Here is a 26,999-nt window from a genome sequence, read left to right on the forward strand (position 1 = left end):
ACCGACAACGCGTCAGCGAATATCCAGCCCTGCGGACAACTTCGGATCGGCTCCCGACCTCAGAAAGTCAACACCCCCCGAGCCACCTTCCCCGCCTCCGCGTCCGCCGCCGCCCGCTCGAACTCCTCCACCGGATACGTCTGCGTCACCAGCTCGTCGAGGAGCAGCCGCCCGTCCCGGTACAGCTCGGCGTACAGCGCGATGTCCCGTTGCGGCCGTGACGAGCCGTAACGGCAACCCAGGATCGACTTGTCCAGGTACATGGACGCGACGGCGAACGACGCCTCGGCCCCGGCCGGTGGCACCCCGAGCAGGATCGCCTGGCCGTGCCGGTCCAGCAGGTCGATCGCCTGCCGGACGAGCTCCACGCGCCCGACGCACTCGAACGCGTGGTCCACCCCGGTCGGCAGCAGATCCCGCACCCCCTCGGTCGACGTCAGGAAGTCGGTCGCCCCGAACTGCCGCGCCACCGCCTCCTTCGCCGGATTGGCGTCGACGGCGACGATCCGCGACGCACCCGCGATCCGAGCGCCCTGCAGAACATTGAGCCCGATCCCACCCGTACCGATCACGAGCACACTGTCCCCGTGATCCACCTTCGCCCGGTTGAGCACGGCGCCGACCCCGGTCAGCACCCCGCACCCGATGAGCGCGGCGGACGCCATCGGGATGTCCTCCGGGACACGTACCGCCTGCACCGCCCGCACCACGGTCCGTTCCGCGAACGCGGAGTTGCAGGCGAACTGGAAGACGGGACGCCCCTCTTGGGAGAACGGCTGCCCCGGCCGCCCGATCGCCCGACGGCACATGGTCGGCCGCCCCCGGCCGCAGTCGGCGCACGCACCGCAGCTGGCGAGCGTGGACAGGGCCACATGGTCACCGACCCGGACATGGGCGACCCCCGCACCCACCGCCTCGACGACCCCCGCGCCCTCATGCCCGAGCACCACCGGCACAGGAAAGGGAATGGTCCCGTCCACCACTGACAGATCGCTGTGACAGAGCCCGGCCGCAGCCACCGCGACCAGCACCTCACCGGGCCCTGGCTCCCGCACCTCCAGGTCGCCCACGACCTCGACCCGCTTCCCGTCGAACACCACGCCGCGCATCAAACGACCCCCTTGGGCTCCCTGGGCAGACCGAGCACCCGCTCGGCGATGATCGTGCGCTGCACCTCGTCCGAACCGCCGTAGATGGTGTCGGCCCGGCTGAACAGGAACAGCTGCTGCAACGGATCGAGCACGTACGGCGCGCCGGCCGACCAGTCCTCCGGCCCCACGGCCGCCCGCGCGCCCCGCACCTCCATGGCCAGCTCCCCGAGCCGCCGGTGCCACCGCCCCCACAGCAGCTTGGCCACACTGGGCGCGCCCGGCTCCCCCGAACCCCCCAGCGTCCGCAGCGCGTTCCACCGCATCACCCGCAGCTCGGCCCACTGCCGCACGAGCCGCTCCCGTACGACGGGGTCCGCCACGGCACCACTGTCCACGGCCGCTCGTACGACGAGCCCCAACTCCTGCTCGAAACCGATCTGTTGGGCAAGGGTGGACACCCCCCGCTCGAACCCGAGCAGGCTCATGGCGACCCGCCACCCGTTCCCCTCACCCCCCACGACGTGCTCCACGCGCGCGCGTGCCCCGTCGAAGAACACCTCGTTGAACTCGCTCGTCCCGGTCATCTGCCGGATCGGCCGCACCTCGACGCGCCCCGGCTGATCCATCGGTACGAGCAGGAACGACAGCCCGTGGTGCCGCCGCGAGCCCTCCTCCGTACGGGCCAGCACGAAGCACCAGTCGGCCTCATGGGCGAGGGAGGTCCAGATCTTCTGACCGGTGACGCGGTACGTCCCGTCGCCCGCGCGCTCGGCCCTGGTACTCACCCCGGCGAGATCGGAACCGGCCCCCGGCTCGCTGTACCCCTGGCACCACAGCTCCTCGCCCCGCGCGACAGCGGGCAGGAAGCGCCGCTTCTGCTCCTCGCTGCCGTGCGCGATGAGGGTCGGCGCCAACAGCTTCTCCCCGATGTGCCCCGACCGGGCGGGTACACCGGCCCGGGCGTACTCCTCGGCCCACAGCACCTGCTGAATGAGCGTGGCGGTGCGGTTGCCGTACCCGCCTTCATCCCAACCCAGCCCGATCCACCCGGCGGCACCGAGCCTGCGCTCCCAGGCGCGCCGATCCGAGACACCGCCGCCACGGGCCGCCTCCAGCCAAGCCCTGGCCTCGCCCCGAAACGCCTCGTCCTCTTCGCTGAACCCGAAGTCCATGCCACCTCCACGGTGAACCGCTACGGATGCCGAACAACCGGAGTCGCGCAGTCCGGATCTTTCAGGGGCGCGGGGAACTGCGCGACCAGCCACAACGCACCCACACCCGCCCCACACCCCACACCCCGCACCCCGCACCCCGCACCCCCGAGCTGTCAGGCGCCCGCGTTCGGCCGCTCCCCAGCCGCCGCAGCCCTCCCCATCGCCTCCACCCGCTCAAGCATCGGCATCGGATCCACCCCCACCGACCCCGGCAAGATCTCCGCGACCCGCTCCGGTGTCCAACCGCCCTCGGCATACGCGGCCCGCAGCTCCCGCGGCTGCGCCCAAACCGCAAGCTTCTGGCCCGCGATCGTGTACACCTGCCCGGTGATCCCCTCCTCGGAGGCCCGAGACGACAGCAGATACACGACCACCGCAGCCACGTCCTCCGGCTCACCGATCTCCGTCAGCTCCATCGGCACTCCCGCCGACATCCGCGTACGGGCGACCGGCGCCACCGCGTTCGCGGTCACCCCGTACTTGTGCAGGCCCAGCGCGGCGCTCCGCACCAGCGAAATGACCCCACCCTTCGCCGCGCTGTAGTTCGCCTGCGAAACAGACCCCTGATGGTTCCCGCTCGTAAAACCGATCAAGGTGCCGGCCCTCTGCCGACGCATGACCGCCGACGCAGCCCGGAACACCGTGAACGTGCCCTTGAGATGCGTGGCGACCACCGGGTCCCACTCCTCCTCGGACATGTTGAACAGCATCCGCTCCCGCAGGATCCCGGCGACGCACACCACCCCGTCGATACGCCCGTACGACGCCAGCGCCACGTCCACGACCCGCTGCCCGCCCGCCATCGTCGACACGTCGTCGGCGACGGCGACGGCCTCACCCCCGGCCGCCTCGATCTCCTTGACCACGGCCTCGGCGACTTCACTCGTGGGCGAAACGCCGTCCACGGACACCCCGTAGTCGCTGACGACGACCCGCGCCCCCTCCGCCGCCGCCGCGAGAGCCACCGCCCGGCCGATCCCGCGTCCCGCTCCCGTGACGGCCACGACCTTGCCTGCCAAGAAGTTCGCCACCGACGACCCCTTCCCCTCACCGCAGTTTCTGACGGACCGTTAGATTTCCCAACTCGGATTCTACGACCCGTCAGACGCAGTCCCACAAGCCCCGGGAGGGCCGATGTCACTACCCACCCTTCATCCGGAGTTCCGCGACATAGCCAAGCGCGTCAACAACTGGGGCCGCTGGGGCGCGGACGACGAGATCGGCACCCTCAACCTGATCACCGACGAGGTCGTACGCGAGGCCGCCGCGACCGTCCGAAGCGGCCGGCGCGTCCCGCTCGCCCTCCCCCTCCAACACGACGGCGTGCAGACGGGGATGCTTCCGGGCCGGGTCAACCCGCTCCATGTCATGGTGCAGATCAACCAGGAGCTCTTCGGCCCGGGCACGGTCGCGTGCAGCGACGACGCCGTGACCATGGGGCTCCAGGCGGCCACCCACTGGGACGCCCTCACCCATGTCTCGCACTCGGGCCGCATCTACAACGGCCGCCCGGCGGACACGATCACCCCGCACGGCGGTGCCACCTTCGCCGGGATCGACAAGGCACGGCACATCGTCTCGCGCGGCGTCCTCCTCGACATCCCCCGCGCCCTGGGCCTCGGCGCCGGCGACCGGCTGCCCGGCGGCCATGCGATCAGCCCCGAAGACCTGGACGCGGCGGAGGAGTTGGCGGGCACCCGCGTTCGCGCGGGCGACATCGTGCTCGTCCGCACGGGGCAGGTCCAGGCCCTCCTCGCGGGGGACAAGCACGCGTACGCGTTCCCGTCGCCGGGGCTGTCGCTGCGTACGCCGGAGTGGTTCCACGCGCGCGATGTGGCCGCCGTCGCCAACGACACGATGACGTTCGAGATCTTCCCGCCGGAGATCGAGGACCTGTGGCTGCCTGTGCACGCCCTGGACCTGGTCGAGATGGGGATGCCACAGGGCCAGAACTGGAATCTCGAAGAGTTGTCCACAGCCTGTGGAGAAACCGGCGGCTACGACTTCCTGCTGTCGGCGATGCCCGAGCCGTTCGTCGGCGGCACGGGAACACCCGTGGCACCGGTGGCCATCCTGTAGGGACCCGGACCCCCGCCCCGTGCGAGTCGGCTGGCGGCGCGCCTCCCCCACGCGTGCGCGCCGCCATCCGGCTCCGGCGTTCCCACCCCTGGCTCCCTGGGCCCTGTCGGGAGCCGACGCCGGAACACGACCCACACTCGCCGAGGACTTCCGTCACCGAAGCCCTCGGCGTCCCCTCGCAGCGAATCGTTGAACACAAGCGTGATCAAACGGACACGACCCGTCAACACCACTTCGGGGATTTGCCCCCATGGGTCGGTTTTATGACGGCGCGTACGGAAGCACATCCGGGCGCACCGGATCAGCCCCGCCCAGAGCGATGTTCAGGCTCGTGCACCAGCGCGCAGGCGCGCGCGTCGCGAACCGCACACAAGCAGAGCGACCCCGCACGCCGCACGCCGTACGCAGTACGCGGTGCGCGGTGCGCGGTGCGCGCGGCAGACGGCAGACGGCAGACGGCAGACGGCACGCCGTCAACGCGAAGCCCAGCCCACGACGCAAGCCCAGCCCACGACGCGCAGTACGGCCGACAACGCAAACCCGAGCCCCGGGCCCCGAGCCCGAGGGACCCCAGCCGCCCTACACCGCCCCGAACGCGAACCCCTCGCGCGCCACCACCGCGATCCCCACACCCGTGGGCACCCCGGCACTCGCCGGATACATCCCGGGCGCCGCCACAGCCCCCGCACCCGACGCCCCCGGCGCACACCGGTCCAGCTCGCACCAGATGCGCTTACCGACGCCCTCGGGGCTCCAGCCCCAGCGGTCGGCGAGGCCCTCGACGAGCGCCAGACCGCGGCCGCCCGTCTCGTCGCCCTCGGCGCAGCGCGGGGCCGGCGGACACGTACTCGCGTCGACGACCTCCAGCCGGACCGTGCTGACGGAGCCGTCACGGCCACCGGACAGCAGCAGTCGCAGGACCGCGGGGCGGCCGGTGTGGACCACGGCGTTGGTGACCAGCTCGGAGACGAGCAGGATCAATGTCTCGACGAGGGGTTCATCGGGCCCTATCCCCGACCCGGAGAGCCGTGAACGGGCCCATCTCCGGGCGCCACCCACCTCTGTGGGGTCGGGCCGGATCTCCAGCTGCACTTGAAGCACCTGCACCGCTCACACCATCCGAACCGGCGGACACATCGCCTCGCACCGTGCGAGGGCCGCGATCGTGGTCGTCTTCTGCCTGGCCGACTCCACCGTCGTCGGCACCGGAATCACGGAACGTGATCCCCTTACAAGACAGCATGGTTGACGTACAGTCACCCCAACAAGCGCTTCGGGCATATTCCAGCGCGAAGGAGTACGCATGCGGCATACTGTGCGACGCTCATTGCGGGGAGTCGAACAGGCCGGATCACCACTCCGACCCATCGTGCGAGCAGCGCGCATCGCCAAACCGGGGGCCGCCACGGGGGCGACACCGGACGGGCTCGACACCGAATCCGCTCGCATCCCCCAGAAGGTACCGGAGCGCACTCACGACTCCAGGCCGTGACAAGTCACACCTAGGACACAACCCGGTATCAACGCTCGGTAATTCCGGTATGCCACGTTCCGTGACATTCACCCGGCAACGACCCGCCCGCCCCATCGAAGCTCCTGTTCAGCGGCATTCAGGCCGGCTCCCCCAATAGATCACCCGCCAACAGCTCCTCACTCTCCGTCACCGATCCACCACATTGGGCCCGTACCCACGCACGCTTCAGACACAGGTGTACGTCGGCCTCCCACGTGAACCCCATGCCGCCGTGCACCTGGAGGCAGTCACGAGCCCCGCGCACCGCCGCCTCGTCGGCGAGCAGCCGGGCCGCCGCCATGTCCACCGGGTCGGCGGTCACGGCCGCCGCGTACACCGCGGCCCGCGCCACCTCCACCCGCACCAACGACTCGGCACACAGCCGCTGCACCGCCTGGAACGCCCCGATCGGCCGCCCGAACTGCTCCCGGGTCCGCGCGTATCGCACCGCCAGCTCACCGGCCCGCCCGGCCGTCCCCAGCTGCTCGGCCGCCGTCAGCAGCATGAACAACGGGTCCGGCGCACCCGCGACCGCCGCCCGGTGCAGCGGCGTCAGAGGATCCACCGACCTGAGCGGTACGGCCCCGGCCGCGTCCCCCCGTACGACGTCCGCCCCGTCCAGCCACGTCACCAGCCCGCCGTGCACGGCGGTCACCACGGTCTCCCCGGTGGCGGCCCCCGGTACGGTGCCGGCCGCGAGATGCGTGGCCACGAGGGGTCCCGGCAGCAGGGCACGGCCCGCCTCCTCGAACGCCAACACGGCCTCCGGCAGCCCGAGTCCGACCCCGCCCTCCGCCTCCGGCAGGCGCAACGCGAAGAACCCGGCCTCGCCCAGCTCCCGCCACAGCCTGCGGTCGAGCCCTCCCGAGTCCACTGCCGCCCGCAGCGCGTCCCGCCCGAAGCGCCGCTCCAACAGCCCGCGCACCCCGGCCCGCAACGCCAGCTGGTCCTCCGTCGGTTGGAAACGCATCGAAGAGATCACCGCCCTTTCGGCAGGCCCAGGATCCGCTCGGCCACGATGTTCCGCTGGATCTCGGAGGTCCCGGCCGCGATGGTGTACGAGAGGGAGGACAGCCGGTCGAGGACCCAGCGGCGGTCGAGGTCGAGCGAGGCCGCGCCCAGGACCTCGGCGGCGGCGTCGTACAGCTCCTGACGCGCGCGCGAGTACCTCAGTTTGAAAACCGAACCCCCGACACCGGGCATTCCACCACTGGCTTCCGCCTCGCTGACGTTCCACTGCGTCAGCCGCCACAGCGCACGGAACTCGGCGTTCAGCCGCCCGAGCCGACGGCGTACGGCCGGGTCGTCCCAACGCCCGTTCGCCCGCGCCTCCCGCGCGACCTCGCCCAACACGCGCCGACAGGCCACCACTTCCCCCACGAACGCCGTACCGCGCTCGAACGACAGGGTCACCATGGTCACGCGCCAGCCGTCGTTCTCCTCCCCGACCCGGTTGGCCACCGGGACCCGCACCTCGTCGAGGAAGACCTCGGCGAACTCGGTGGAACCGGCGAGGGTCCGCAGGGGCCGTACGGTCACGCCGGGCGCGTCCATGGGCATGGCCAGCCAGGTGATCCCGCGATGCCTGGGGGCGTCCCCGTCCGTGCGGACCAACAACTCGCACCAGTCGGCGACTTCGGCGTGGGAGGTCCAGATCTTGGAACCGCTCACCACATAGTGGTCACCGTCCTTACGGGCACGCGTGCGAAGTGAGGCCAGGTCCGACCCGGCGTCCGGCTCGCTGAACCCCTGACACCAGACCTCGTCGCCGCGCAGGATCGGCGGCAGCCACCGGGCCCGCTGCCCGGCCGTGCCCTCGGCGGCGATCGTGGGCCCGGCGTGCAGCAGGCCCACGAAGTTCGCGCCGACATAGGGCGCGCCCGCCTTCTCCGTCTCCTCCAGGAAGATCAACCGGGTGGTCGGCGAGGCGTCCCAGTGGACGTCGGCGTACCCGGCGTCGTACAGCATCCGCTGCCAGCCGAGGTCGTACGCGCGCCGTCCGGGCCAGTCGTCGGGCGACGGCTTCGGCGGCAGCGAGGGCAGCGCCTTCGCCAGCCACTCCCGCAGCCGCGCCCGGAACTCGTCCTCCTCCGGGGTGTGGGCGAGGTCCATTACTTGTCGAAGTCCAGGTCGAGCATGCGGATCGCGTTGCCGCGCATCAGCTTGTAGACCGTCTCGTCGTCGAGGCCCTTCACATGGTCGAGGGCGACCTCCTTGGTGTGCGGGAAGGTCGAGTCGACGTGCGGATAGTCGGTCTCGAAGGTGGCGTTGTCCCGGCCGACCACGTCCAGGGACGCGACCCCGTGCTTGTCCCGGAAGAAGCAGCAGTACATCTGCCGGTAGTAGTACGTGGACGGCGGCTCGGGGATCAGATCGCGGACGCCGCCCCAGGCGCGGTGCTCCTCCCAGACGTCGTCGGCGCGTTCGAGGGCGTACGGGATCCAGCCCATCTGGCCCTCGCTGTACGCCAGCTTGAGGCGCGGGTGGCGCACCAGGACCCCGCTGAAGAGGAAGTCCATCATCGACGCCATCGCGTTGTTGAAGGAGAGGGAGGCCTGGACGGCGGGGGGCGCGTCCGGTGAGGCGGCGGGCATCTGGGAGCTGGACCCGATGTGCATGTTGATCACCGTCCCGGTCTCCTCGCACACCCCGAAGAAGGGGTCCCAGTAACCGGAGTGGATGGACGGCAGCCCCAGATGGGTCGGGATCTCGGAGAAGGTGACCGCGCGCACGCCCCGGGCCGCGTTCCGGCGGATCTCCGCCACCGCGAGGTCGATGTCCCACAGCGGGATCAGGCACAGCGGGATGAGCCTGCCGCCGCTGTCGCCGCACCACTCCTCGACCATCCAGTCGTTGTAGGCGCGCACACAGGCCAGCGCGACCTCCTTGTCGTGCGCCTCGGCGAAGGTCTGCCCGCAGAAGCGCGGGAAGGAGGGGAAGCAGAGGGAGGCCTCGACGTGGTTGAGGTCCATGTCCGCGAGCCGCGCCTTGGGGTCCCAGCAGCCGCGCCGCATCTCCTCCCGGGTGATCCCCTCCAGCGTCATCTCGTCCCGGTCGAAACCGACGGCGGCGATGTTCCGCTTGTACGGGAACTTCAGGTCCTCGTAGATCCACCAGTCGGTCGGCTGCCCCTCCGGATCCATCGTGATCTGGTACTTCCCGGCGACGTACGCGAGCTCCCCGATCCCGGCGGTGAGGGCCTGCGGCCCGCGCTCGCGGTACTTCTCGGGCAGCCAGGTCTCGAAGAGATGCGCGGGCTCAATCACATGGTCGTCGACGCTGATGATGCGGGGCAGTTCGGTCGTCATGGGTCCCCTCCGCCGGACGGTATCGATCTGATGGTCCGTCAGATAGCATCGCATCTGACGAGTCGTCAGCCAAGGAGGGGTGGCCGTGAACGAGACCCCGAACTCCCTGAGTTCCGCGCCGACGTTGTGGGACCTGCTCGCCCGCCGCGCCGACCTCACCCCCGATCGCCCGGTCCTCCTCCAGGACGACCGCTCCCTGACCTTCGGGGAACTGCGCGCGCGTGCCGAACGCGTCGCGGCCGGCCTCCACGACCTGGGCGTCCGCCCCGGCACGGTCGTCGCCTGGCAGCTGCCCACCCGGATCGAGACGGCCGTGCTGTCCTTCGCCCTGGCCCGCCTCGGCGCCGTGCAGTCACCGGTCATCCCCTTCTACCGCGACCGCGAGGTCGGCTTCGCGCTGCGCGAGTCCAAGGCCGAGTTCTTCGCCGTACCCGGGACCTGGCGGGACTTCGACCACACGGAGATGGCACGTCGGCTCGGCGCCAAGGGCGTCTTCGAGGCGTACGACCGCCTGCCCGAAGGGGACGCGGGCATACTGCCCCCACCACCCGCCGACGGCACGACCGTCCGCTGGATCTACTGGACCTCGGGCACCACCTCCGACCCCAAGGGCGTCCTCCACACGGACCGTTCGCTGATCGCGGGCGGCTCCTGCCTCGCCCACGCGCTACGGCTCACGGCGTCCGACGTCGGCTCGATCGCCTTCCCTTACGCCCACATAGGCGGCCCCGACTACATGGTGATGCTCCTGCTGTACGGCTTCCCGGCCGTGCTGTTCGAGCACTTCGCGCTGCCGGCCGCGCTGGACGGCTACCGCAGGCACGGGGTGACGGTGGCGGGCGGGTCGACGGCGTTCTACTCGATGTTCCTCGCCGAGCAGCGCAGACAGCCGGGGTCCCCGGTCGTGCCCTCGCTACGGCTCCTCGCGGGCGGCGGGGCACCGAAGCCGCCGGAGGTCTACCACGCGGTCGTACGCGAGATGGGCGTCCAGCTCACCCACGGGTACGGCATGACCGAGGTGCCGATGATCACCATGGGGTCGCCGGGCGACACGGCGGAGCAACTGGCGACGACCGAGGGGCGGCCGCCGTCGGGGATGGAGATACGGATCGCGGAGGGCGGGGAGGTGCGGTTGCGCGGTGAGGCCGTCTGCCAGGGGTATCTGGACCCGGCGCAGACCGCTGCGGCCTTCGACGAGGACGGGTTCCTGCGCACCGGTGACCTGGGGCGGGTGACGGACAGCGGGCACCTCGTGCTCACCGGGCGGCTGAAGGACGTGATCATCCGCAAGGGGGAGAACATCTCGGCGAAGGAGATCGAGGACCTGCTGGCCGCGCATCCGGCGGTGGGCGACGTGGCCGTCATCGGGCTGCCGAACGCCGAGCGCGGGGAGCTGGTGTGCGCGGTGGTCGAGCAGCCGCCGGGGGCCGGCCCCCTGACGCTGAAGCAGGTCACCGACCATCTGCGCGCTGAAGGGCTGTCCGTCCACAAGCTGCCGGAGCGGCTGGAGGTGGTGGACGCCCTTCCGCGCAACGACACCCTGCGGAAGGTGCTCAAGTACAAGCTGAGGGAACGCTATTCATGAGCTGCCGCGGGAGCGGCTACTCGGGAACCGTGAAATAGCGCGCGAACGCCGTCACGACCTCCGTCTCGTTCACCTTGCCGTCGGCGTCGGCGTCGAGGGCGGCCGCGGCCGAGGAGGCGATGTGCTCGGGGGCGCCGAGGGCCTTGATGACGCGGGCGACCTCGTCCACGGTGGCCGAGCCGTCCCCGTCGGTGTCCGCGACGGCGAGGGCCGCGTGCAGGAAGGGGCGGGCGATCTCGGCGAAACGGTCGGGGTTGTCGCGCAGCCGTTTGACCGCGCCGTTCACGAACTCGTCCCGGGTGATGCGCTGGTCGCCGTCCCGGTCCGCTATCCCGGCCATGCCCTGCCAGAAGGCCTCCGCACCGATGTACAGGGCCTGGCCCTTGTCGCACCGGGCGGTGGTGCCGAACTCGGCGAGCACCGCCTTGGTCGCCGCGCTGAAGTCCTCGCGGTCGATATAGCCGTTGCCGTCCTGGTCGAAGGTGGCGAACCGGGCGGCGATCCTGTGCTCGTACTCGCTGCTGACCATGTCTTTCAGGCCCGCCTTACGTGAAGAGAGATGCGTCTCGTCCGTCAGTTGCGTCTGACATACCTGGCGGTACGTCTGCGTCGGAGCGTACGACGTCGGGGGCCCTCGGCGGGCGGGAAAGCGGCGCTTGTACCAAGACTGCGGGAATCCTGAAACAACAGTGTGGCTTCCGGGGTGTCACGCGGAGAGGGAATCGTCCTCCGCCACCGCCGAGGTGACGTCCGGGTGGACGTCGAAGAGGCGGCGGACGCCGAGGGCTGCGAGGACGCGGTTGACGTGCGCGCCGTCGGACGGGCCGCCGCCCGGCCGCACGTCCGGCGGCAGGATCAGCCGCAGCCGGCCCCGGCAGGAGCGCATGAGCCTACGGGTGGCGATGAGCACCCCCACTCCGCTGGAGTCGCAGAAGACGACCGCCGAGAGGTCGAGAACGAGACTTCGCCGGCCGTCGGCCACCGCTCTGTGCACCCGCTGACGGAGCACCGGTGAGGTGACCAGATCCATCTCCCCCGACACCCGCAGCACGGCCCAGTCACCCTGCTCGTCGTCGGTCACTTCGAACGCCACCGCGATGCCTCTCAGTCGCCGAACCGGAAGCTACTGCACCACTTCCTGCTGCGCGGCTGCCCCGCCCTCGTTCCATGAAACACCCGCCGGCGAGCGAGGGACCGTGCCAAGCGAGCCATTTCACGGGCCTTTTCGGTGCGATTTCAATCGACTACGGTCACGCGTGCTCACATACTGATCATCAAGAGAGCGAATACGGGCCAGGTGTGGTCGCCTTCATGCAGGGCAGGCGACCACGAGAGAGTGCCCCAAGGGGTGAAGTGCCCTACCACCTTTGGACTTGTGAGGGGCGCACAATGCCACAAAGGGGCGTGCGCGGTCGGCGGTGCCGACTACATTCGAGAAGGCAGTGCACTCAGGCTGGACACACACGACACACACGGGCCGACACCAGGAACGGCGCAGTACGACCAGGGGGTGAGGGAGCCGTATGCCGACGAAGGACGCACCGCCTCGCTGGGACCGCAGGATGCAGCAACGACTGGCCCACGGCGAGGCGGCCGCCCTCGGCGAGCTGTACGACCGGTTCGCGACGCTCGTGCGCGGCCTCGCCCACCGCGTCCTCGGTGACGAACCCGCCGCCGACTCCCTCACCCGCGAGGTGTTCCTCCGGATCTGGGAGAACCCCGAGGCGTACGACCCCAAGCAGGGCCCCCTGCGTTCCTGGGTCGCCGCGCTGACCCACCGCCTGGCCGTGCAGCGCCTGCGCGCCACCGAGACCGCCGCGCTCGCCCGGGGCGGCACCGGCACCAGCGAGGACCTGGAGCGCAAGGTCCACCGCGCCTCGGTCGCCGCCCGCGCCGACTACATAGTCCAGGCGATGCCGGCGCCCCTGCGCGCCGCCCTGGAACTGGCGTACTTCGAGCGCCGCGACTACCGCCAGACCGCCACCGACCTCGGCGTCACGGCGGACGAGGCCCGCCGCCGGCTCCGCCTCGGCCTCCAACTCCTCTCCACCGCCCACGACACGGGCTCCTCCGGCGCCCCGCCCGAACACGGCGGTGCCGTGTGAACGGGGGCGCGGACCGCTTCGAGGCGTACGACGACGGGGAGGACCGGGAGCCGTACGGGCACGGCACGGGCGTACCGGCGCCCCGGGACGGCTTCGAGCGGGACAGGGACCCGAGCGACTCGGGCCGGGCTTCGGGCTCCGACGACGTACGAGGCGACGCCGGTGATGGCGACGACGGCGATGGCGGCGGCGACCGTGGTTCGGCGGGAGGCGGCGCAGGAGGTGCGGGAGGCGGAGGCACGGGCGGGGACGGGGGCGGCTCCGAGGCCGGCGGAGGACCGCCCCGCATCCCGCTGCCACGGGCCTCCGTCGAGGACACCGGGCTGCCGTTGCCCGAACCGGGCCCCCTCGGCCCCCTCCCCGATCCGCCGCCGGTGGCACTCGTGCCGCTCGTGCTGGAGCACCGGGTGCTCAAGGCTCTGCTCGGCGCCTGGGCCCTGGCGGCCTGCTCGCCGGAGGAGGCACTGGCCGTCGAGGACCACCTCGGTTCGTGCGGCTCCTGCGCCGACGAGGCCCGGCGGCTGCGCGAGGCCGTGGGCCTGCTGCACCCGCCCGAGAGCCTCGACCTCGACCCGTCCCTGCGCACCCAGGTCCTGGAGAACTGTTTGGGCCGCCGCCCCGCCCGTATCCCCGTACCGCGCTGGGCGGCCCCGTACGACGCGGAGACCGCCCGGCTGGACGCGTTGCTCCAGGACATCGGCGACGCGGAGTGGCACGCTCCGGTGCGGCTGCGGTGGTTCGAGGGCGAGGGCCCGGTGAGCCGGCGTACGACCGTCGCCGGGGTCATCGCCCACCTGCTGACGGTCGACGGGATCGTGGCGGTCGCGCTCGGCCTGGACGACCCGATCGGCCCGCTCGACGAGGCGCCCGAGGCGACGACGCCCGAAGCGCGCACGGAGGCGTACTGGAAGGCGTCGCACTATCCGCCGACCCGGGCGATCCGGGTGCCCTGGCGGGAGCAGAGCCACACGATCGTCCGTACGACGTCGTTCACGGACGGCGACTCCGACGGCTCGGGGCGCCTGGCCGTCCCGTACGGCGGTTTCACGCTGCCGCTGCGGGACGCGATGCTCGACCGGGCGTTCGAATGCTGGATCCATGCGGAGGACATCGCGGAGGCGGTGGACTACCCCTACGAGGCGCCCTCGGCACGGCATCTGCACGGCATGATCGACCTGGCGGCACGGATGCTGCCCGGCGCGCTGGCCGAGCGCCGCCGGGGCGGGTTCGCGCCGCCGCCCGCGGAGGGCCGCCATCTGGTGCCGGCCGGGGCACCCGGGCGCAGCCTGCGGCTGGAGATCGAGGGCTCCGGCGGCGGCGAGTGGTTCATCCCCCTCGACTCCCCCGCGGCCGCGGGCTCCGCCGAGCACGAGGTGGCCCACGTGGCCCTGGACGGCGTCGAATTCTGCCGCCTGGCCGCGGGCCACGTCCCCCCGGAGGAGGCGGCCGCAGGCCAGGGAGGCGACCGCCAGGCGATCAAGGACGTGTTGTTCGCGGCGGCGTCGCTGAGCCGGATGTAGCTGAACCGACCCGCGCCCCGGATCTTTCAGAGGCGCCGGGAACCGCGCGAGCAACCACAACGCAGCCGCACCCGCAGCCGCGACACCACACGCACCCCCGAGCCATTGGGCTCACCCGTGCCGCCCCAGCGGCACGACTGCCCGCGGCTAAGCGAAGACGACCGTCCGGCGACCGTTCATCAGGATCCGGCGCTCGGCGTGCCACTTGACCGCCCGCGCCAGCGCCTGGCACTCCACGTCGCGGCCGATCGCGACGAGCTCCTCGGGGGTCACCCCGTGGCCCACCCGCTCGACCTCCTGCTCGATGATCGGGCCCTCGTCGAGATCCGCCGTCACATAGTGCGCCGTCGCACCGATCAGCTTCACACCCCGCGTATGCGCCTGGTGGTAGGGCTTCGCGCCCTTGAAGCTCGGCAGGAAGGAGTGGTGGATGTTGATGATCCGGCCGCTGAGCTGCTTGCAGAGGTCGTCGGAGAGGACCTGCATATAGCGCGCCAGCACCACCAGCTCGACATCCTCCTCGCGCACGATCTCCAGCAGCCGCGCCTCCGCGTCCGCCTTCGTGTCCCGCGTCACCGGAATGTGGTGGAAGGGAATGTCGTACGACCCCACCAGCTCGGCGAAGTCCGTGTGGTTGGACACCACCGCCGCGATCTCCACCGGCAGCGCCCCGATCCGCGCCCGGAACAGCAGGTCGTTCAGGCAGTGGCCGAACTTGCTGACCAGCAGGACGATGCGCATCTTCTCGTCGGCCCGGTTGATCTGCCACTCCATGTGGAAGGAGTCACCGATCGCCGCGAAGCTCGCCCGCAGCTTGTCCACCGTCACCGGCGCCTCGGCCGAGAAGTGGACACGCATGAAGAACAGGCCCGTGTCGTGGTCGCCGAACTGCTGACTGTCCTCGATGTTGCAGCCGGTCATGAACAAGTAGCTCGACACGGCGTGCACGATGCCCTGTTTGTCCGGGCAGGCGAGGGTCAGGACGTACTGCTCGGCGGGCACCGCGGCTCCAGTGGACTGCTCAGTCATGCAGGACAGGGTCTCACGTCCACAGGCACCCTCCCCAGGGCGTCCGCTACGCGGACCGCGTCATGATCCGCAGCACCTCGAGCGTCCTCGGCGGTGTGTCCGGCTCCTCACCGTCGGCCGCCGAGAGCCGCATATGGGCCTCCCGGGCCGCCCGGACCGCCTCGGGCCAGGCGGGGTGGTCCACGTACGCGGACACTGGCGCGTCCGGCCCGACCTGGTGCATGATCCGCAGCACACGCAGCACGGCGGTGTCGACCAGGGCCGCCTCCTGCGCGTCACGGAAGATCGTGCCCACGTACTTCTCGGCGGACCAGTTGTCGAGCCAGGTGTCCTCGACGAGGCGGTACACGGCGTCGGTGACGTCCCCGTACCCCTCGCCGCCGGCCAGCCAGACGTCTCGCTGGAACACCGGGTCGGAGAGCATGTGCAGCGCGGAGCGCACATTGCTGCGCCAGCGCCACCACGGCATGTCGTTCAGTGGCATGCCGCCCATGGTGGATGAGCGACGCCCGCGACGGGAAGAGTTCTCCGCACCTTGCACGGTCATCGATCGTACTTTCCTCTCGATTTCTCTCGAAAAACGCGATCGTAGCTCCCCGCAATTCACCTCCCGGTCACCTCCTGTTGCCCATCCGTCACACGCGGGTTGGCGATGTGGCGGAATCGTGCGGGGTCATGACCGGCTTCCAGGCACCACGGACCGCCCTTTCCCACGGCCTCGCCCGGGGATTCGCCCGAGCCACCGCGCTGGCGGCATGCGCCTCGCTCGCCGCCGGGTGCGGGGTCATCCCTGGTACCACGGGGGGTTCCGGGGATGACCCCGTCACCGTCATGACCTGGGCCCCGGAGAAGACCGCCGCGACCAACAAGCCCGGCATGCCGGCCATGGCCAAGGCGTACGCGCGCTGGATCAACTCCCAGGGCGGCATCAACGGCCGCAAGCTGAAGGTCATCACCTGCAACGACCACAACGACACCGTCGCCGCCACGAAGTGCGCCCGGCGCGCGGCCGAGAACGACGTCGTCGCCGTCGTCGGCTCCTACAGCCAGCACAGCCGCTCGTTCCTCGGCCCCCTGGAGTCCTCGGGCATCCCGTACATCGGCGGCTACGGCGTCACCAGCGACGAGTTCTCCAGCGCCGCCTCCTACCCCGTCAACGGCGGCCAGGCCGCGCTCATGGCCGGCCTCGGCGAGCAGCTCTCCAAGCAGTGCGGGCCCATCAGCCTCGTACGCCCCGACTCGATCGCCGGCGACCAGCTGCCCCTGCTGCTGAACTCGGGGCTGCGCTCGGGCGGCCACGCCACGGCCGCGGACCAGCTGGCCGCCGAGGACGCCACCGAGTACGGCGGCCAGACCCGGCAGGCCCTGACGCGGGTCACCTCCGACCCGGCGGCCACGGGCTGTGTGGTGCCCGCCCTCGGCGACCGCACCTCCACCTTCATGGACTCCTTCCGCCGCGACCGCGCCGGCTACCGCGCGGTGCGCACGGGGTCCGTGCTCGGCAGCGTCGACCAGTCGCTGATCGACGAGACCGGCGGCAGGTCGAGCCCGTACGAGGGGGCGTACGTCACCGGCTGGTACCCGGTGACGAACGACAAGAGCTGGGACCCCATGAAAAAGGTGATCAAGGATCACGCCTTCGGCGACAACCGGATCGACCCGGCGGACCCCGGGGTGCAGACCACCTGGATCGCGTACTCCGTACTCACGGCCGTGATCGAGAAGATCGGCGACGGCGAGGTGACGACCACCTCGATCCGCCGCGTCCTCGACGACGGCTTCAAGATCGACACCGGCGGGCTGACCCCCACGCTGAGCTGGCGTCTGGACGACCAGTTCGCCGCCGCCGACCTGCCCCGCCTGGTCAACCCGGAGGTCACCTTCCAGGTCGTCCGCAAGGGCCGGCTGGTCGCGGCGCGCAAGGGCTTCGTGAACGTGGAGAAGACCCTCGTGGAAGCCTACTGACCTGCGCCGACGCGCCCTACAGCTGGCCCGCCTGGCGCTCTGTGAGGCCGTACTTCGCGGCGATGGCGTTCCACAGCTGGGCGGCCTTCGCCTTCTGGGCGCTCGCGGTGGTGCTGGCCTTGTTGCCGGCGAGGGTCTGCCCAGTGGTGCGGGCCTGGCCCTTGCGGCAGCCCTTCTTGCCGGCGACCTGGTCGGCCCAGGCCGCGTAGTGGTTGTCGGCGGAGGCGGACGCCTTCCAGGCGTTGGTGAGGGCAGTGGTCAGGGCCGCGTGGTCCGGCAGCTTGTCGACGGACAGCCCGCCCAGCTTGGTCACCAGCTCGCCCCGCTGCCCGGCCGCGTCCCGCAGATCGGTGGCCGCCTGGCCCAGTTCGTTGCACGCCTTGATGTTCGCGACCGCTTTGACCACCGCGGCCCGGCTGTCGCCACTGTCCGCGAGCAGCTTGTCCAGCGCGACGGCCTGCTCCTTCGCCGGGTCGACGGCCTCCGACGCCGACTTCTCGGGCGCGGGCCCGGTCGCCGACACCGGCGCGTCCTCGCTCTTCCGGTCGTCCTTCGACCCACCGCTCATCAGCGCGCCCGCACCGATGCCGAGCACGGCGATACCGATCCCGACAGCCGCGATGACCGGCACCCGCGACCGCGTACGACGGCCGCCGCCGCCCCCGCTCTCGTGCCGCGCGGCGGCCCGCCCGCCCGAGGGCGGCCCCTGCGGGGCGGTGTTCACGGTCGGCCCCGGCTGGACCCGCGGCATCTGCCGTGTGGCCCCGGCCGGGCCTGCGGCCCCCGGCTCGCTCCGGAAGAGGCTGTCGAACACGTCCGGCTCCTGCCGGGCCTGCGGCGCCCCGAACGACGGCTGCGCGGACCCCGCCGGCACCGGCGGTATGTACTGCGTGGCCTGGGCGTCGGGATGCACGGCACCGGCGGTGGGCGGCAGCGGACCGCTTCCGCCCGGCACCCGCCCCAGGTACGTCGTCGCGTCCGAGGCCGCCTCGGGCGGCAGCGCCCCCGGCCCCACCGGCGGCAGGAACTGCGTGGCGGCCTCGGCCATGGGGGCGCCGGTCATCACGGGCGGGATGAACTGCGTCGCCCCCTCGTCCATCGACGGCACCGGCGGTATGTACTGGGTGGCCGCCTCGTCCGCCACCGGAGGCAGCGGCGCGCTCGGCACGGCGGCGGGCGGCAACGTCACCTCACCGGCGACGGGCGGCGGCGGCGCCGACGCCTGGCCGTATCCGCCGACGCCACCGTAGGCGGCGTCGGGCGGCATCGGGGCCCCCTGATACCCGTCGTAGCCCTGGTGCCCCTGGTGCCCCTGGTGCCCCTGCTGACCTTGGTGACTCTGCTGACCCTGGTGTCCCTGGTCGCCCCACCCCGGCATGGGCGCGCTGTTCCAGGCGTCGGCGGGTGCCGCGGGCGGCTGGGCCGGGAGCGCGGACGGCTCGGGCCCCCACGACTGCTGCTGCTCCCAGCGCTGGACCGGCGACTGCGGCTGGACCGGAACCGGAGCCGGCGGCAGATCACCCGGCAGCAGGGGCGCGCCACCGTCGGAGGGCAGCACGATGCCTTCGCGCGCGGGCCGCGCCGAGGGCTCCTCGCCCTGTCCACTCTGCGTCACCGGGACTCCTACGAATGGGGGACTTTCGGAATCGTCGGTTCACGCTACCGGGTCCCGGTTGCGCGGCGCCAAGCAGGACGGGCGCCCCACGCCCGTAGAGGCGCGGGGCTGTCTTGACATGCGGCTCCGCCGCGCGGGCGCGACCGGCCACAAACAACCCGCAGCCGCAGATGAACCCCGGTGGAACGGCGCCTCCCTCGCGCCCGCAGCGGAGCGCCTACGCCGCCTGCAACTCCATCCGCGCCCCGAACTCCCTGACCACCGCCTCCTCCCGAAACGGCTCAAGCCTCTGCTGGAAGTCCTCCAAGTACTCGGCCCCCCGGTTGGACCGAAGCGTCCCCAGCAACTCCACCGCCTTCAGCCCCGTATGACAGGCCTGCTCGACCTCCCGCTGCTGCACCTGTGCGGTGGCGAGCAGCACATATCCGATCGCCCGCCGCCGCGCCCGCGACTCCGGATGCCTGGCCAGCGACTCCTCGGCCCGCCGCGCGGCCGCCTCCGCCTGTCCGAGATCCCGGTGGCAGTGCGCCAACTCGTCGGCCAGATAGGCCTCGTCGAAGTGCCTGATCCACGTCGGGTCGTCCCCGGCCGCCGGATCCGCCGCCTCCAACGCCGCCACGGCCCGCCCGGACGCGATCTGCGCCGACCGCGCGTCACCCATCAGCGCGTGCCCGCGCGCCTCGGCCGCGTGGAACATCGACTCCGCGCGCGGAGTCACCCGCCCCCGCGCCCCTTCCTGCGCCGCGCGCGCCAACTGCGCGATCTCCCGGGGGTTCCCGAGCTGCGCCGCCAGATGACTCATGGACGCGGCGAGCACGTACCCGCCGTAACCACGGTCGCCCGCGGCCTGTGCGAGCCGCAGCGCCTGGATGTAGTACCGCTGGGCGAGGCCGGGTTGACCGGTGTCGACGGCCATGTACCCGGAGAGTTCCGTCAACCGGGCGACAGCCGCGAACAGTTCGCGCCCCACCGCCTCCCGGTACGAGCCGGCCAGCAGCCCGGAGACGACGCTGTTCAGGTAGTGCACGACGACCGGGCGCACATGCCCGCTGCCGTACTGGTGGTCGAGGTCGACGAGCGCCTGGGTCATCGCGCGTACGGCCGCCACGTCGGACAGCCCGACCCGCGGTCCCGCCGAGCGCGCCACCTGGGAGTCGGGCGAGGAGATCAGCCAGTCGCGGCTGGGCTCGACGAGCGCGGAGGCGGCGACGGACGACCCGGAGAGGAAGTCCCGCCTCCCCACGTCACTGCGCCACAGCTCGCACACCTGCTCGATGGCACCGAGGACGGTCGGCGAGAACTGCAGGCCGACGCCCGACGCGAGGTTCTTTCCGTTGGCCATGCCGATCTCGTCGATCGTGACCGTACGGCCCAGCTTGCGCCCCAGGGCCTCGGCGATGATCGCGGGCGCCCGGCCCCGCGGCTGCTGTCCGCGCAGCCAACGCGCCACGGACGTCTTGTCGTAGCGCAGATCGAGGCCGTGCTCCGCGCCGCACATGTTGACCCGACGAGCCAGCCCCGCGTTGGAGCAGCCCGCTTCCTGGATGAGCGCCTGCAGCCGTTCGTTCGGTTGCCGCGCGACGAGAGGCCTGGCGGCCATGGCGTACCCCCTGTGCCTGCGGTGCCTGCCCGAGCACCTAGTTGACGTGTCCTCAGAGCAGCCGGACCCCGTCGGGTACGCGGTCGGCGTACCGAAAAGATCCGGCCTCGAAGATCAATGCCCCGCAGACATACCGAAGATGCGAGACATGCCAGGATTGCCGGGGTAAACACGCATGCTGTCCCCCACACGTGACTACCCGGCACACTCCTCGGTTCCTCTCGAGCGCCCCCGCCCGTGCACCCATGCGCCCCGGGTCCCGAAGAGATGCTCCTCCCCCGCGCATGTGACTTCCGTAACCCCTGATGACCGCTAGAGTTGTGTTCATCGTGGAAGAGACCATCGCGGGCCCTGAAGCTGCCCAAATTCCGAAGCAGCGTGGCGAATCGCTGCTGGACACTGCCGTTCGATACGCCGAAGAGCGCCACTGGGACGTGTTCCCCGGCACCTGGCTGGAAGCCGTCGACGGGGTACAGCACTGCTCCTGCGGCAACCCGGCGTGCGCCGTCCCCGGCGCGCACCCGGCGCGCGAGGACTGGGCGACCCAGGCGACCGGTAGCGCGACCGTCGCGCGCCGCCTCTGGGCCGCACAGCCGACCGCGTCGATCCTGCTCCCGACCGGGCACACGTTCGACGCGATCGACGTTCCCGAGACCGCCGGCCTCCTGGCCCTGGCCCGGATGGAGCGCATGGAGTTGACACTCGGGCCGGTGACCTGGACGCCGGACCGCCGCATGCAGTTCTTCGTGCTGCCCGGCGCCTCGGCCAAGGTCCCTGATCTGGTACGGAAGTTGGGCTGGTCCCCGCTGGCGCTGGACCTCAAGGCGCAGGGCGAGGGCGAGTACGTGGCGGCCCCGCCGACGCGGTACGGGTCCCGCGGTGCCGTGCAGTGGGCCCGGCGCCCCACACCGGCGAACCGGTGGCTGCCGGACGCCGAAGAGTTGATCTCGCCGCTTGCCTACGCGTGCGGCAGGGACGGGCGCCGATAACGCTCCGGGTGGAGTGCTTCGGTCGTTGCGCGACTGCGGGTCGGATGTGGCTTGTCACGCCAGTTCCCCGCGCCCCTGAAAGAGACCGGGCTGCGCCCCGGTCTCTTTCGGGTTCGCGGGGCCGTTGACTTCAGGGCGGCGAGCAGCGGCAGGCCGTCGCCCTCGGGCGCGCGGGCAACCGCACGGGCGCCGTCAGTCCGTGAAGGTGTCGAGGAACGGCTCTATCGCGGCGCGCCACGCGTTCGGCTGGTCGTAGTGGACGAGGTGGCCGGCGTCGGCGACCTCGGCGTACTGGCCGTGGGGCAGGACGCGGACCATCTCCTGGGACTCGGCGCGGCCCAGTTCGCCGTCGAGGCCGCGGACGACGAGGGCCGGGCACCGGACCTGGGTCAGCTCCTCCCAGTGCGCGTCGTACACCCATGTCTCGCGGGTCTTCAGCATCTGCTCGGGGTCGAAGACGGGCCGCCAGCCGTCCGGGCCCTCGTGCATCACCTCGGCGTAGAACTCACCGCGTGAGGGGTTGGGGCGCTCCACCCAGGGGTCGTCCTCGCCGAACCACTTGCGGACGTCGGCGAGCGTGTCGAACGGCAGCGGCCACGCCTTGAACCAGTTCTCCCACTCGCGCTGCGAGGCGGCGCCCAGCGCCGAGGCCCGCATGTCGCAGATGATCAGGCCGCGCACCAGGTCGGGCCGTTTCGCGGCGAGCTGCCACGCGGTCAGCGCGCCCATGGCGTGGCCGATGAGGACGACGGGGGCGAGACCGAGCTGTTCGACGGCCGCCTCGGCGTCCTCGACGTAGGCCTCACGGGTGTACGCGGCCTGCGGCGGCTTCTCGCTCCGGCCATGGCCACGCTGGTCGAGGGCGACGGCGCGGTGCCGCTCCGCGAGCCAGCGGGCGGTGGGGGCCCAGTGCGAGGCGCGGCCCATCAGGCCGTGCAATAACAGCACCCCGGGCCTCGACGCGCTCTCGCCGGTGGCGTCCCCGCTCCCGCCCCCCGTCGCGTCCTCGGTCGTGTTCCCGTTCTTGGGCGGGTCGCCGAACTCCCAGGCAGCGAGACTCACGCCGCCCGCACCGCTCACGTCGATGCGCCGCATCATTGGCACCCCCCAGACTCCCGCACGGACCGCTCACCGCCGTCTCGCCGTCGTCGCTCTCGCTCCCGCCGCGAGCCGGCCGGTCCACTCGTCCTCTACCGCTGTCGTACTGGCTACTGCCGCTTGCTCCTGCTGTTGTTGCTGTCGCGCGCGCCGCTCGGGACGGTGAGCGCCTGTTGTTACAGCGTGCGTCTCGCCCGGCACGTTACGTACGCGGAACGTACGCCGTCCAGGCGCGGCCCGCGCGGTCGTGCGCGGCTCACGCGCCGGTGGGCTCGTGGCGGGCAGTTCATCGGGCTGTTCTCCCGCCCACGCCGCCCACGGTATCGAAATTACGTTCGAAGATACCGTTGTTGGCGACAACACCCCTCGTTCGAGTGACCCACCTCAGGGATTGCCCGCCGCCACCGAGGGGAGATCTTCAACGGGAGGCGGACCGCTCGGGGAAAACGGTCCGAGGGGAATGACCCTGGGAGCTCGGGGCTCCGGGTCAGCACAGGGGAGGACAGGCCCCGGCGCCATACGGCGCCGGGGCCCTCCTCACGTATACGGCACATCCGCCCCGCCCCCTCCCCGGTCACCGCGAGAACGCTGTCTCGGGCGGCCAAGAGCCCCTCAGGTCATATGCCTCACGCGCAAGCCTCGCACGCGAACGGCCCGAGCGCTGCGATTCGGCACACTGAATCTTGGATTCGGTGACATCACGGACACGCCACAACTGCCCCACGCCGCCCAGGAGTTGAGGCGGCGTCGGGCAGCTCCGGATCGGCCTTGGTCAGGTCCGGGGCGGTCGCCGTCAGCGCTTGGCCACGAACACGTGGGAGGCCACGTCCGTGCCCAGCTCCGCGGCCTCGCCGCCGCTGCCGACGAGCACCCCGCCCGCCGCCTCCGTCACGCTCACCACGGAGCCGGGCTGCACGCCCGCCCGCCGAAGCGTGTACATCAGCTGCGCGTCCGTCTGGATGGGCTCGCCGATACGGCGTACGACGACGGTCTTGCCGTCCGTGCCCGGGTCCAGGTCGGCCAGCGACACCATGCCCTCGTCCAGGAACGGGTCCGCGCCGTCCTTCTCGCCCAGCTCCTCGAGGCCCGGGATCGGGTTGCCGTACGGCGACTCGGTGGGGTGGCGGAGCAGTTCGAGCACGCGGCGCTCGACGGCCTCGCTCATCACGTGCTCCCAGCGACACGCCTCCGCGTGCACCTGCTCCCACTCCAGACCGATCACGTCGACCAGCAGGCACTCCGCGAGGCGGTGCTTGCGCATCACCCGCGTGGCGAGACGGCGGCCCTCGTCGGTGAGCTCCAGGTGGCGGTCCGGGGCGACCGACACCAGGCCGTCGCGCTCCATGCGCGCGACCGTCTGGCTGACCGTCGGGCCGCTCTGGTCGAGCCGCTCGGCGATCCGGGCGCGCATGGGGACCACGCCTTCCTCCTCCAGCTCGAGGATGGTGCGGAGATACATCTCCGTCGTGTCGATCAGTCCGGACATACATGCCCCTCGATGAGATTCAGCCGGAGGCTTCGATTTGGGCCCACCGGCTTGCGCTGGCCCTGAACCCAATTCTTGCGCATCCCACTGACAACCGTGCCGCGGCGGTGAAACCAAAGGGTTTCGGCTACCGCCGAGGGGGCCGTCCGAGGGGGCCGTCCGAGGGGGTTTCGCACCCCGCCGCGCCTGAAGGCCCGGGGGAGCGGTCGGTTCGACGGGTGCGGGATCGTCGTACGTCGCCCGCGCGGTTCCCCGCACCTCTTACGGGGCTCGGCCCAGCCCGCCCGTTGCCGTATTGACACCCCACTGGTCCAGACCACTAACGTGAGCCGCGCTGTGGAGTGTCGGCGATGGAGAGGGGTTTCGCGAATGGGTGACGGTAAGGCGGCGCTGGGCGGGCGGTTTCTCGACGCGGCGATCGGGCTGCTGCGGCGAGTGCGGGACGAGGACGGTGATGCGCTCGCGGCGGCCGGGGAACTGGTCGCCGACACCGTCGTCGCCGGCGGGCGACTGTTCGCGTACGGGGCCGGGCACTCCTCCCTACCCGCACAGGACCTCGTCTACCGGGCCGGCGGCCTCGCACTGATGAACCTCCTCGCCGTACCGGGCGCCGTCGGCGTCGAGGCGCCCGCCACGCTCGGCTCCGCCCTGGAACGGATCGACGGCCTCGCGAGCGCGGTGCTCGACACCAGCCCGCTGCGCTCCGGCGACCTGCTCGTGATCATCTCCCTCTCCGGGCGCAACCCCCTTCCCGTCGAGATGGCCATGAAGGCACGGGCGACGGGCGTGAAGGTCATCGGACTCACCTCCGTCGCATACACCACCGAGACCGAGTCCCGGCACTCCTCCGGCACCTTCCTCAAGGACCACTGCGACCTCGTCCTCGACTCGAAGATCGCCGTCGGCGACGCGGAACTCACCCTCGACGGCATCCCCGCCCCCTTCGCCCCCGCCTCCACCGTCGTCACCTCCGCCATCCTCCAGGCGGTCATGGCCACGGCCGCCGGATCCCTCGCGGACCGGGGCGTCGAGCCTCCGCTGCTGCGCTCGGGGAACGTGGACGAAGGCCACGACTGGAACGAGCGGATCATGCGCGAGTACGGAGACCGAATCTTCTACCTGCGCTGACCCGCCTCCCGGCACCCCCGGTGCAACGATTTCGTCCAATCTTGCGGGAACCAGATGTGGGCTGGGTCACGTTCGAGTTGAATGATTACAAGAGAGCGAACGACGAACCGACGAGAACCAGCGAACCGAAGCGAACCGGCGCGCCGTACGTGCGGACGCAACGCAGCCTGCAGGGGGTTCAGGTGAGTGCTTCCCGGCGTAGTGGGACCACAGACGAGCTGGGACCGGACGGGCCCGAACCCGAGCCCGGGCGGGACAGCCCAGCTCAGGGCAAGAGCCAGGGCCAGGACCAGGAGCAGAGCCCGGCTCCGGAGGAGTTCGGCGGCTCCGATCTGCTCGCCGCGCTGCTCGACGGAATGGACGCGGCGCTCTGCGCCTTCGACGCGGACGGCGTCGTCACCCACTGGAACCGCGAGGCCGAGCGGATCCTCGGCTGGAGCACCGAGGAGGCCGTCGGGCGCAGAGGCTTCGCCGGCTGGGCCGTGCGAACCGCCGACGCCGAGGAGGTCGAGGGGCGGCTGATGGCCGCCATGCACGCGCCCGGACGACAGGTCCACGAATTCGCCCTGGTCACCAAGGACGGGGGGCGGGTGCTCGTACGGACCCAGTCCGCCGCCGTACGGGGACCCGAGGGCAAGCCCGCCGGGCTGTACTGCGCCTTCAGCGAGGTGCACGCGCAGATCGATCTCGAACGGTCCATCGCCCTCAGTGAGGCGCTGTTCGAGGACGCGTCGTGGGGTGTCGTCCTCGTCGACGCCGACCTGCGGGCCGCCGTCGTCAACGCGCACGCCGCCCGCTCCCTCGGCATCGGCCGTACAGCCGTCCTCGGGCGCCCGCTCGGCGAACTCCTCACCCAGGGCGTCGAGGAACTGGAGAGCGCCCTCACCCACGTACTCGCCGAAGGCGCCCCGCCCGCACCCGCCGAGATCTGGGTCGGCGTGCGCACCCCCGACGGCGAGAAGCGGCGCTGCTGGCGCAGCGGCTTCCTGCGGCTCGCCTCGCCGCTCGCCGAGGAACCCGTACCGCTGGGCGTCGGCTGGCTCTTCCAGGACGTCACCGAGGCCAGGCAGAGCGAGCAGGAGGCCGCCCAGCTGCGCTTCCGGGTCAACCAACTGCACCGTGCCGCGCGTGCCGCCGCCGAGTGCGAGGACCCGGCGGAGGCCGCCACCGTCCACCTCGACTTCGCCCTCGCCGGCTTCTCCGACCACGCCCTCATCGACCGGGTGGCGGGCGGTTCGATGGCCGACGGCGAGGGACCGGTACGGCTCGTACGCGCCGCCGCCACCCCCTCCGGCGCCCCCGGCCCCAGCCAGCTCTCCGGCCACGCGGGCCTCCCCGTCCGCTACGGCCACGGGCACCCCGCGCTCCAGTGCGTCGAACGGGCGGGCTCCGTGCGCGCCAGCGCCGGCGCCGCCACCCCGGAGGCCGGCCGCGAGTGGGCCACGGGCCGCCAGTGGCCGCCGGACGCGGTCCACGCCCTGTGCGCCGTACTCCGCAGCCGGGGCCGCACCCTCGGCGTCGTCACCTTCCTACGGGGCGCCGGACGCACCCAGTTCGAACGCTCGGACGCCGTGTACGCGGAGGACGTGGCCGTACGGATCGCCGCCGCGCTGGACCTGGAGGCGCTGGAGAGGTCGACGGGAAACGGCGAATAGTCGGACGGGCCGGAGCCAC

23 protein-coding genes are annotated in these 26,999 nt (G+C 71.5%); 8 read left to right on the forward strand and 15 right to left on the reverse strand.

What is annotated here, in order from left to right; all coding sequences use genetic code 11:
* Nucleotides 1–59: 59 nt before the first annotated feature.
* The 3 genes from SGFS_RS26605 to SGFS_RS26615 all read right to left on the reverse strand — a co-directional run bounded on the left by SGFS_RS26605 (nt 60) and on the right by SGFS_RS26615 (nt 3,336).
* On the reverse strand, nt 60–1,109 hold the full coding sequence (locus tag SGFS_RS26605; protein ID WP_286254005.1) for a Zn-dependent alcohol dehydrogenase: 1,050 nt from the start codon (nt 1,107–1,109) through the stop codon (nt 60–62).
* Nucleotides 1,109–2,263, reverse strand: coding sequence for an acyl-CoA dehydrogenase family protein (locus SGFS_RS26610; protein ID WP_286254007.1), 1,155 nt, complete (start codon nt 2,261–2,263; stop codon nt 1,109–1,111). The genes SGFS_RS26605 and SGFS_RS26610 overlap by 1 nt, the downstream gene beginning before the upstream one ends.
* A 155-nt stretch (nt 2,264–2,418) precedes the next feature.
* The gene (locus tag SGFS_RS26615; RefSeq protein ID WP_286254008.1) at nt 2,419–3,336 is read right to left on the reverse strand and encodes an SDR family NAD(P)-dependent oxidoreductase; all 918 of its coding nucleotides are present in this window, start codon (nt 3,334–3,336) and stop codon (nt 2,419–2,421) included.
* 103 nt (nt 3,337–3,439) lie between these two features.
* Between SGFS_RS26615 and SGFS_RS26620 the strand changes: the two genes are divergently transcribed.
* On the forward strand, nt 3,440–4,384 hold the full coding sequence (locus SGFS_RS26620; RefSeq protein ID WP_286254009.1) for a cyclase family protein: 945 nt from the start codon (nt 3,440–3,442) through the stop codon (nt 4,382–4,384).
* Nucleotides 4,385–4,963: 579 nt separating this feature from the next.
* On the opposite strand, the gene SGFS_RS26625 is transcribed toward SGFS_RS26620, so the two are convergent.
* From SGFS_RS26625 to SGFS_RS26640, 4 genes are all read right to left on the reverse strand, one after another.
* A complete protein-coding gene (locus SGFS_RS26625) occupies nt 4,964–5,491 on the reverse strand; it encodes an ATP-binding protein (RefSeq protein WP_286254011.1) in 528 nt (175 codons plus the stop codon).
* A gap of 503 nt (nt 5,492–5,994) precedes the next feature.
* Nucleotides 5,995–6,867 carry an acyl-CoA dehydrogenase family protein gene (locus tag SGFS_RS26630; RefSeq protein ID WP_286254012.1) on the reverse strand — a complete coding sequence of 291 codons (873 nt, stop codon included), beginning with the start codon at nt 6,865–6,867 and terminating at the stop codon, nt 5,995–5,997.
* A gap of 8 nt (nt 6,868–6,875) precedes the next feature.
* Nucleotides 6,876–8,009 carry an acyl-CoA dehydrogenase family protein gene (locus SGFS_RS26635; protein ID WP_286254013.1) on the reverse strand — a complete coding sequence of 378 codons (1,134 nt, stop codon included), beginning with the start codon at nt 8,007–8,009 and terminating at the stop codon, nt 6,876–6,878.
* Complete coding sequence (locus tag SGFS_RS26640) at nt 8,009–9,205, reverse strand: amidohydrolase family protein (protein ID WP_286254014.1); 1,197 nt, start codon at nt 9,203–9,205, stop codon at nt 8,009–8,011. The genes SGFS_RS26635 and SGFS_RS26640 overlap by 1 nt, the downstream gene beginning before the upstream one ends.
* 85 nt (nt 9,206–9,290) lie before the next feature.
* On the opposite strand from SGFS_RS26640, the gene SGFS_RS26645 reads away from it, so the two are divergent.
* Nucleotides 9,291–10,790, forward strand: a complete 1,500-nt coding sequence (locus SGFS_RS26645) for a class I adenylate-forming enzyme family protein (protein ID WP_286254015.1) — start codon at nt 9,291–9,293, stop codon at nt 10,788–10,790.
* A gap of 16 nt (nt 10,791–10,806) precedes the next feature.
* Here SGFS_RS26645 and SGFS_RS26650 read toward each other — a convergent pair whose 3' ends face one another.
* A complete protein-coding gene (locus tag SGFS_RS26650) occupies nt 10,807–11,319 on the reverse strand; it encodes an EF-hand domain-containing protein (RefSeq protein WP_286254017.1) in 513 nt (170 codons plus the stop codon).
* Between the two features lie 177 nt (nt 11,320–11,496).
* Nucleotides 11,497–11,889 (reverse strand): STAS domain-containing protein, encoded by a 393-nt coding sequence (locus tag SGFS_RS26655; RefSeq protein WP_286260075.1) that lies wholly within the window; start codon nt 11,887–11,889, stop codon nt 11,497–11,499.
* Nucleotides 11,890–12,313: 424 nt separating this feature from the next.
* Here SGFS_RS26655 and SGFS_RS26660 point away from each other — a divergent pair, with 424 nt between their 5' ends.
* Both SGFS_RS26660 and SGFS_RS26665 read left to right on the forward strand, forming a co-directional pair.
* Nucleotides 12,314–12,895: a sigma-70 family RNA polymerase sigma factor gene (locus SGFS_RS26660; RefSeq protein WP_286254018.1), complete on the forward strand. Its 582-nt coding sequence runs from the start codon at nt 12,314–12,316 to the stop codon at nt 12,893–12,895.
* Nucleotides 12,892–14,415, forward strand: a complete 1,524-nt coding sequence (locus SGFS_RS26665) for a zf-HC2 domain-containing protein (protein WP_286254020.1) — start codon at nt 12,892–12,894, stop codon at nt 14,413–14,415. Before SGFS_RS26660 ends, SGFS_RS26665 begins: the two co-directional genes overlap by 4 nt.
* 147 nt (nt 14,416–14,562) lie before the next feature.
* On the opposite strand, the gene purU is transcribed toward SGFS_RS26665, so the two are convergent.
* Nucleotides 14,563–15,444 (reverse strand): formyltetrahydrofolate deformylase, encoded by an 882-nt coding sequence (gene purU / locus SGFS_RS26670; protein ID WP_286254022.1) that lies wholly within the window; start codon nt 15,442–15,444, stop codon nt 14,563–14,565.
* A 46-nt stretch (nt 15,445–15,490) separates the two neighbouring features.
* A complete protein-coding gene (locus SGFS_RS26675; RefSeq protein WP_286254024.1) occupies nt 15,491–15,991 on the reverse strand; it encodes an SCO4402 family protein in 501 nt (166 codons plus the stop codon).
* A gap of 128 nt (nt 15,992–16,119) precedes the next feature.
* On the opposite strand from SGFS_RS26675, the gene SGFS_RS26680 reads away from it, so the two are divergent.
* Nucleotides 16,120–17,409 (forward strand): ABC transporter substrate-binding protein, encoded by a 1,290-nt coding sequence (locus tag SGFS_RS26680; RefSeq protein WP_286254025.1) that lies wholly within the window; start codon nt 16,120–16,122, stop codon nt 17,407–17,409.
* A gap of 16 nt (nt 17,410–17,425) precedes the next feature.
* Here SGFS_RS26680 and SGFS_RS26685 read toward each other — a convergent pair whose 3' ends face one another.
* Together SGFS_RS26685 and SGFS_RS26690 are read right to left on the reverse strand one after the other, a co-directional pair.
* Nucleotides 17,426–19,024, reverse strand: a complete 1,599-nt coding sequence (locus tag SGFS_RS26685) for a hypothetical protein (RefSeq protein ID WP_286254026.1) — start codon at nt 19,022–19,024, stop codon at nt 17,426–17,428.
* Between the two features lie 217 nt (nt 19,025–19,241).
* Nucleotides 19,242–20,624 (reverse strand): transcriptional regulator, encoded by a 1,383-nt coding sequence (locus SGFS_RS26690; protein ID WP_286254028.1) that lies wholly within the window; start codon nt 20,622–20,624, stop codon nt 19,242–19,244.
* Nucleotides 20,625–20,929: 305 nt separating this feature from the next.
* Here SGFS_RS26690 and SGFS_RS26695 point away from each other — a divergent pair, with 305 nt between their 5' ends.
* Nucleotides 20,930–21,613, forward strand: a complete 684-nt coding sequence (locus SGFS_RS26695) for a bifunctional DNA primase/polymerase (RefSeq protein WP_286254030.1) — start codon at nt 20,930–20,932, stop codon at nt 21,611–21,613.
* A gap of 192 nt (nt 21,614–21,805) precedes the next feature.
* On the opposite strand, the gene SGFS_RS26700 is transcribed toward SGFS_RS26695, so the two are convergent.
* A complete protein-coding gene (locus SGFS_RS26700; RefSeq protein WP_286260076.1) occupies nt 21,806–22,711 on the reverse strand; it encodes an alpha/beta fold hydrolase in 906 nt (301 codons plus the stop codon).
* A gap of 793 nt (nt 22,712–23,504) precedes the next feature.
* Nucleotides 23,505–24,197 carry a metal-dependent transcriptional regulator gene (locus SGFS_RS26705; protein WP_286254031.1) on the reverse strand — a complete coding sequence of 231 codons (693 nt, stop codon included), beginning with the start codon at nt 24,195–24,197 and terminating at the stop codon, nt 23,505–23,507.
* 369 nt (nt 24,198–24,566) lie between these two features.
* Here SGFS_RS26705 and SGFS_RS26710 point away from each other — a divergent pair, with 369 nt between their 5' ends.
* Both SGFS_RS26710 and SGFS_RS26715 read left to right on the forward strand, forming a co-directional pair.
* A complete protein-coding gene (locus SGFS_RS26710; RefSeq protein ID WP_286254032.1) occupies nt 24,567–25,325 on the forward strand; it encodes an SIS domain-containing protein in 759 nt (252 codons plus the stop codon).
* A 182-nt stretch (nt 25,326–25,507) separates the two neighbouring features.
* Nucleotides 25,508–26,980, forward strand: a complete 1,473-nt coding sequence (locus SGFS_RS26715; RefSeq protein WP_286254034.1) for a PAS domain-containing protein — start codon at nt 25,508–25,510, stop codon at nt 26,978–26,980.
* Nucleotides 26,981–26,999 lie beyond the last annotated feature (19 nt).

The sequence above is a fragment of the Streptomyces graminofaciens genome (genome assembly GCF_030294945.1).
Taxonomy (GTDB): domain Bacteria; phylum Actinomycetota; class Actinomycetes; order Streptomycetales; family Streptomycetaceae; genus Streptomyces; species Streptomyces graminofaciens.

Excerpts from the sequence above, each read along its gene's own strand:
- SGFS_RS26630 (WP_286254012.1), bottom strand. The coding sequence starts at position 6,867 with ATGCGTTTCCAACCGACGGAGGACCAGCTGGCGTTGCGGGCCGGGGTG.
- SGFS_RS26680 (WP_286254025.1), top strand. The coding sequence starts at position 16,120 with ATGACCGGCTTCCAGGCACCACGGACCGCCCTTTCCCACGGCCTCGCC.
- SGFS_RS26640 (WP_286254014.1), bottom strand. The coding sequence starts at position 9,205 with ATGACGACCGAACTGCCCCGCATCATCAGCGTCGACGACCATGTGATT.
- SGFS_RS26710 (WP_286254032.1), top strand. The coding sequence starts at position 24,567 with ATGGGTGACGGTAAGGCGGCGCTGGGCGGGCGGTTTCTCGACGCGGCG.
- SGFS_RS26705 (WP_286254031.1), bottom strand. The coding sequence starts at position 24,197 with ATGTCCGGACTGATCGACACGACGGAGATGTATCTCCGCACCATCCTC.
- SGFS_RS26690 (WP_286254028.1), bottom strand. The coding sequence starts at position 20,624 with ATGGCCGCCAGGCCTCTCGTCGCGCGGCAACCGAACGAACGGCTGCAG.
- SGFS_RS26605 (WP_286254005.1), bottom strand. The coding sequence starts at position 1,109 with ATGCGCGGCGTGGTGTTCGACGGGAAGCGGGTCGAGGTCGTGGGCGAC.
- SGFS_RS26610 (WP_286254007.1), bottom strand. The coding sequence starts at position 2,263 with ATGGACTTCGGGTTCAGCGAAGAGGACGAGGCGTTTCGGGGCGAGGCC.
- SGFS_RS26695 (WP_286254030.1), top strand. The coding sequence starts at position 20,930 with ATGACCGCTAGAGTTGTGTTCATCGTGGAAGAGACCATCGCGGGCCCT.
- SGFS_RS26675 (WP_286254024.1), bottom strand. The coding sequence starts at position 15,991 with ATGACCGTGCAAGGTGCGGAGAACTCTTCCCGTCGCGGGCGTCGCTCA.
- SGFS_RS26660 (WP_286254018.1), top strand. The coding sequence starts at position 12,314 with ATGCCGACGAAGGACGCACCGCCTCGCTGGGACCGCAGGATGCAGCAA.
- SGFS_RS26635 (WP_286254013.1), bottom strand. The coding sequence starts at position 8,009 with ATGGACCTCGCCCACACCCCGGAGGAGGACGAGTTCCGGGCGCGGCTG.
- purU (WP_286254022.1), bottom strand. The coding sequence starts at position 15,444 with ATGACTGAGCAGTCCACTGGAGCCGCGGTGCCCGCCGAGCAGTACGTC.
- SGFS_RS26620 (WP_286254009.1), top strand. The coding sequence starts at position 3,440 with ATGTCACTACCCACCCTTCATCCGGAGTTCCGCGACATAGCCAAGCGC.
- SGFS_RS26650 (WP_286254017.1), bottom strand. The coding sequence starts at position 11,319 with ATGGTCAGCAGCGAGTACGAGCACAGGATCGCCGCCCGGTTCGCCACC.
- SGFS_RS26700 (WP_286260076.1), bottom strand. The coding sequence starts at position 22,711 with ATGATGCGGCGCATCGACGTGAGCGGTGCGGGCGGCGTGAGTCTCGCT.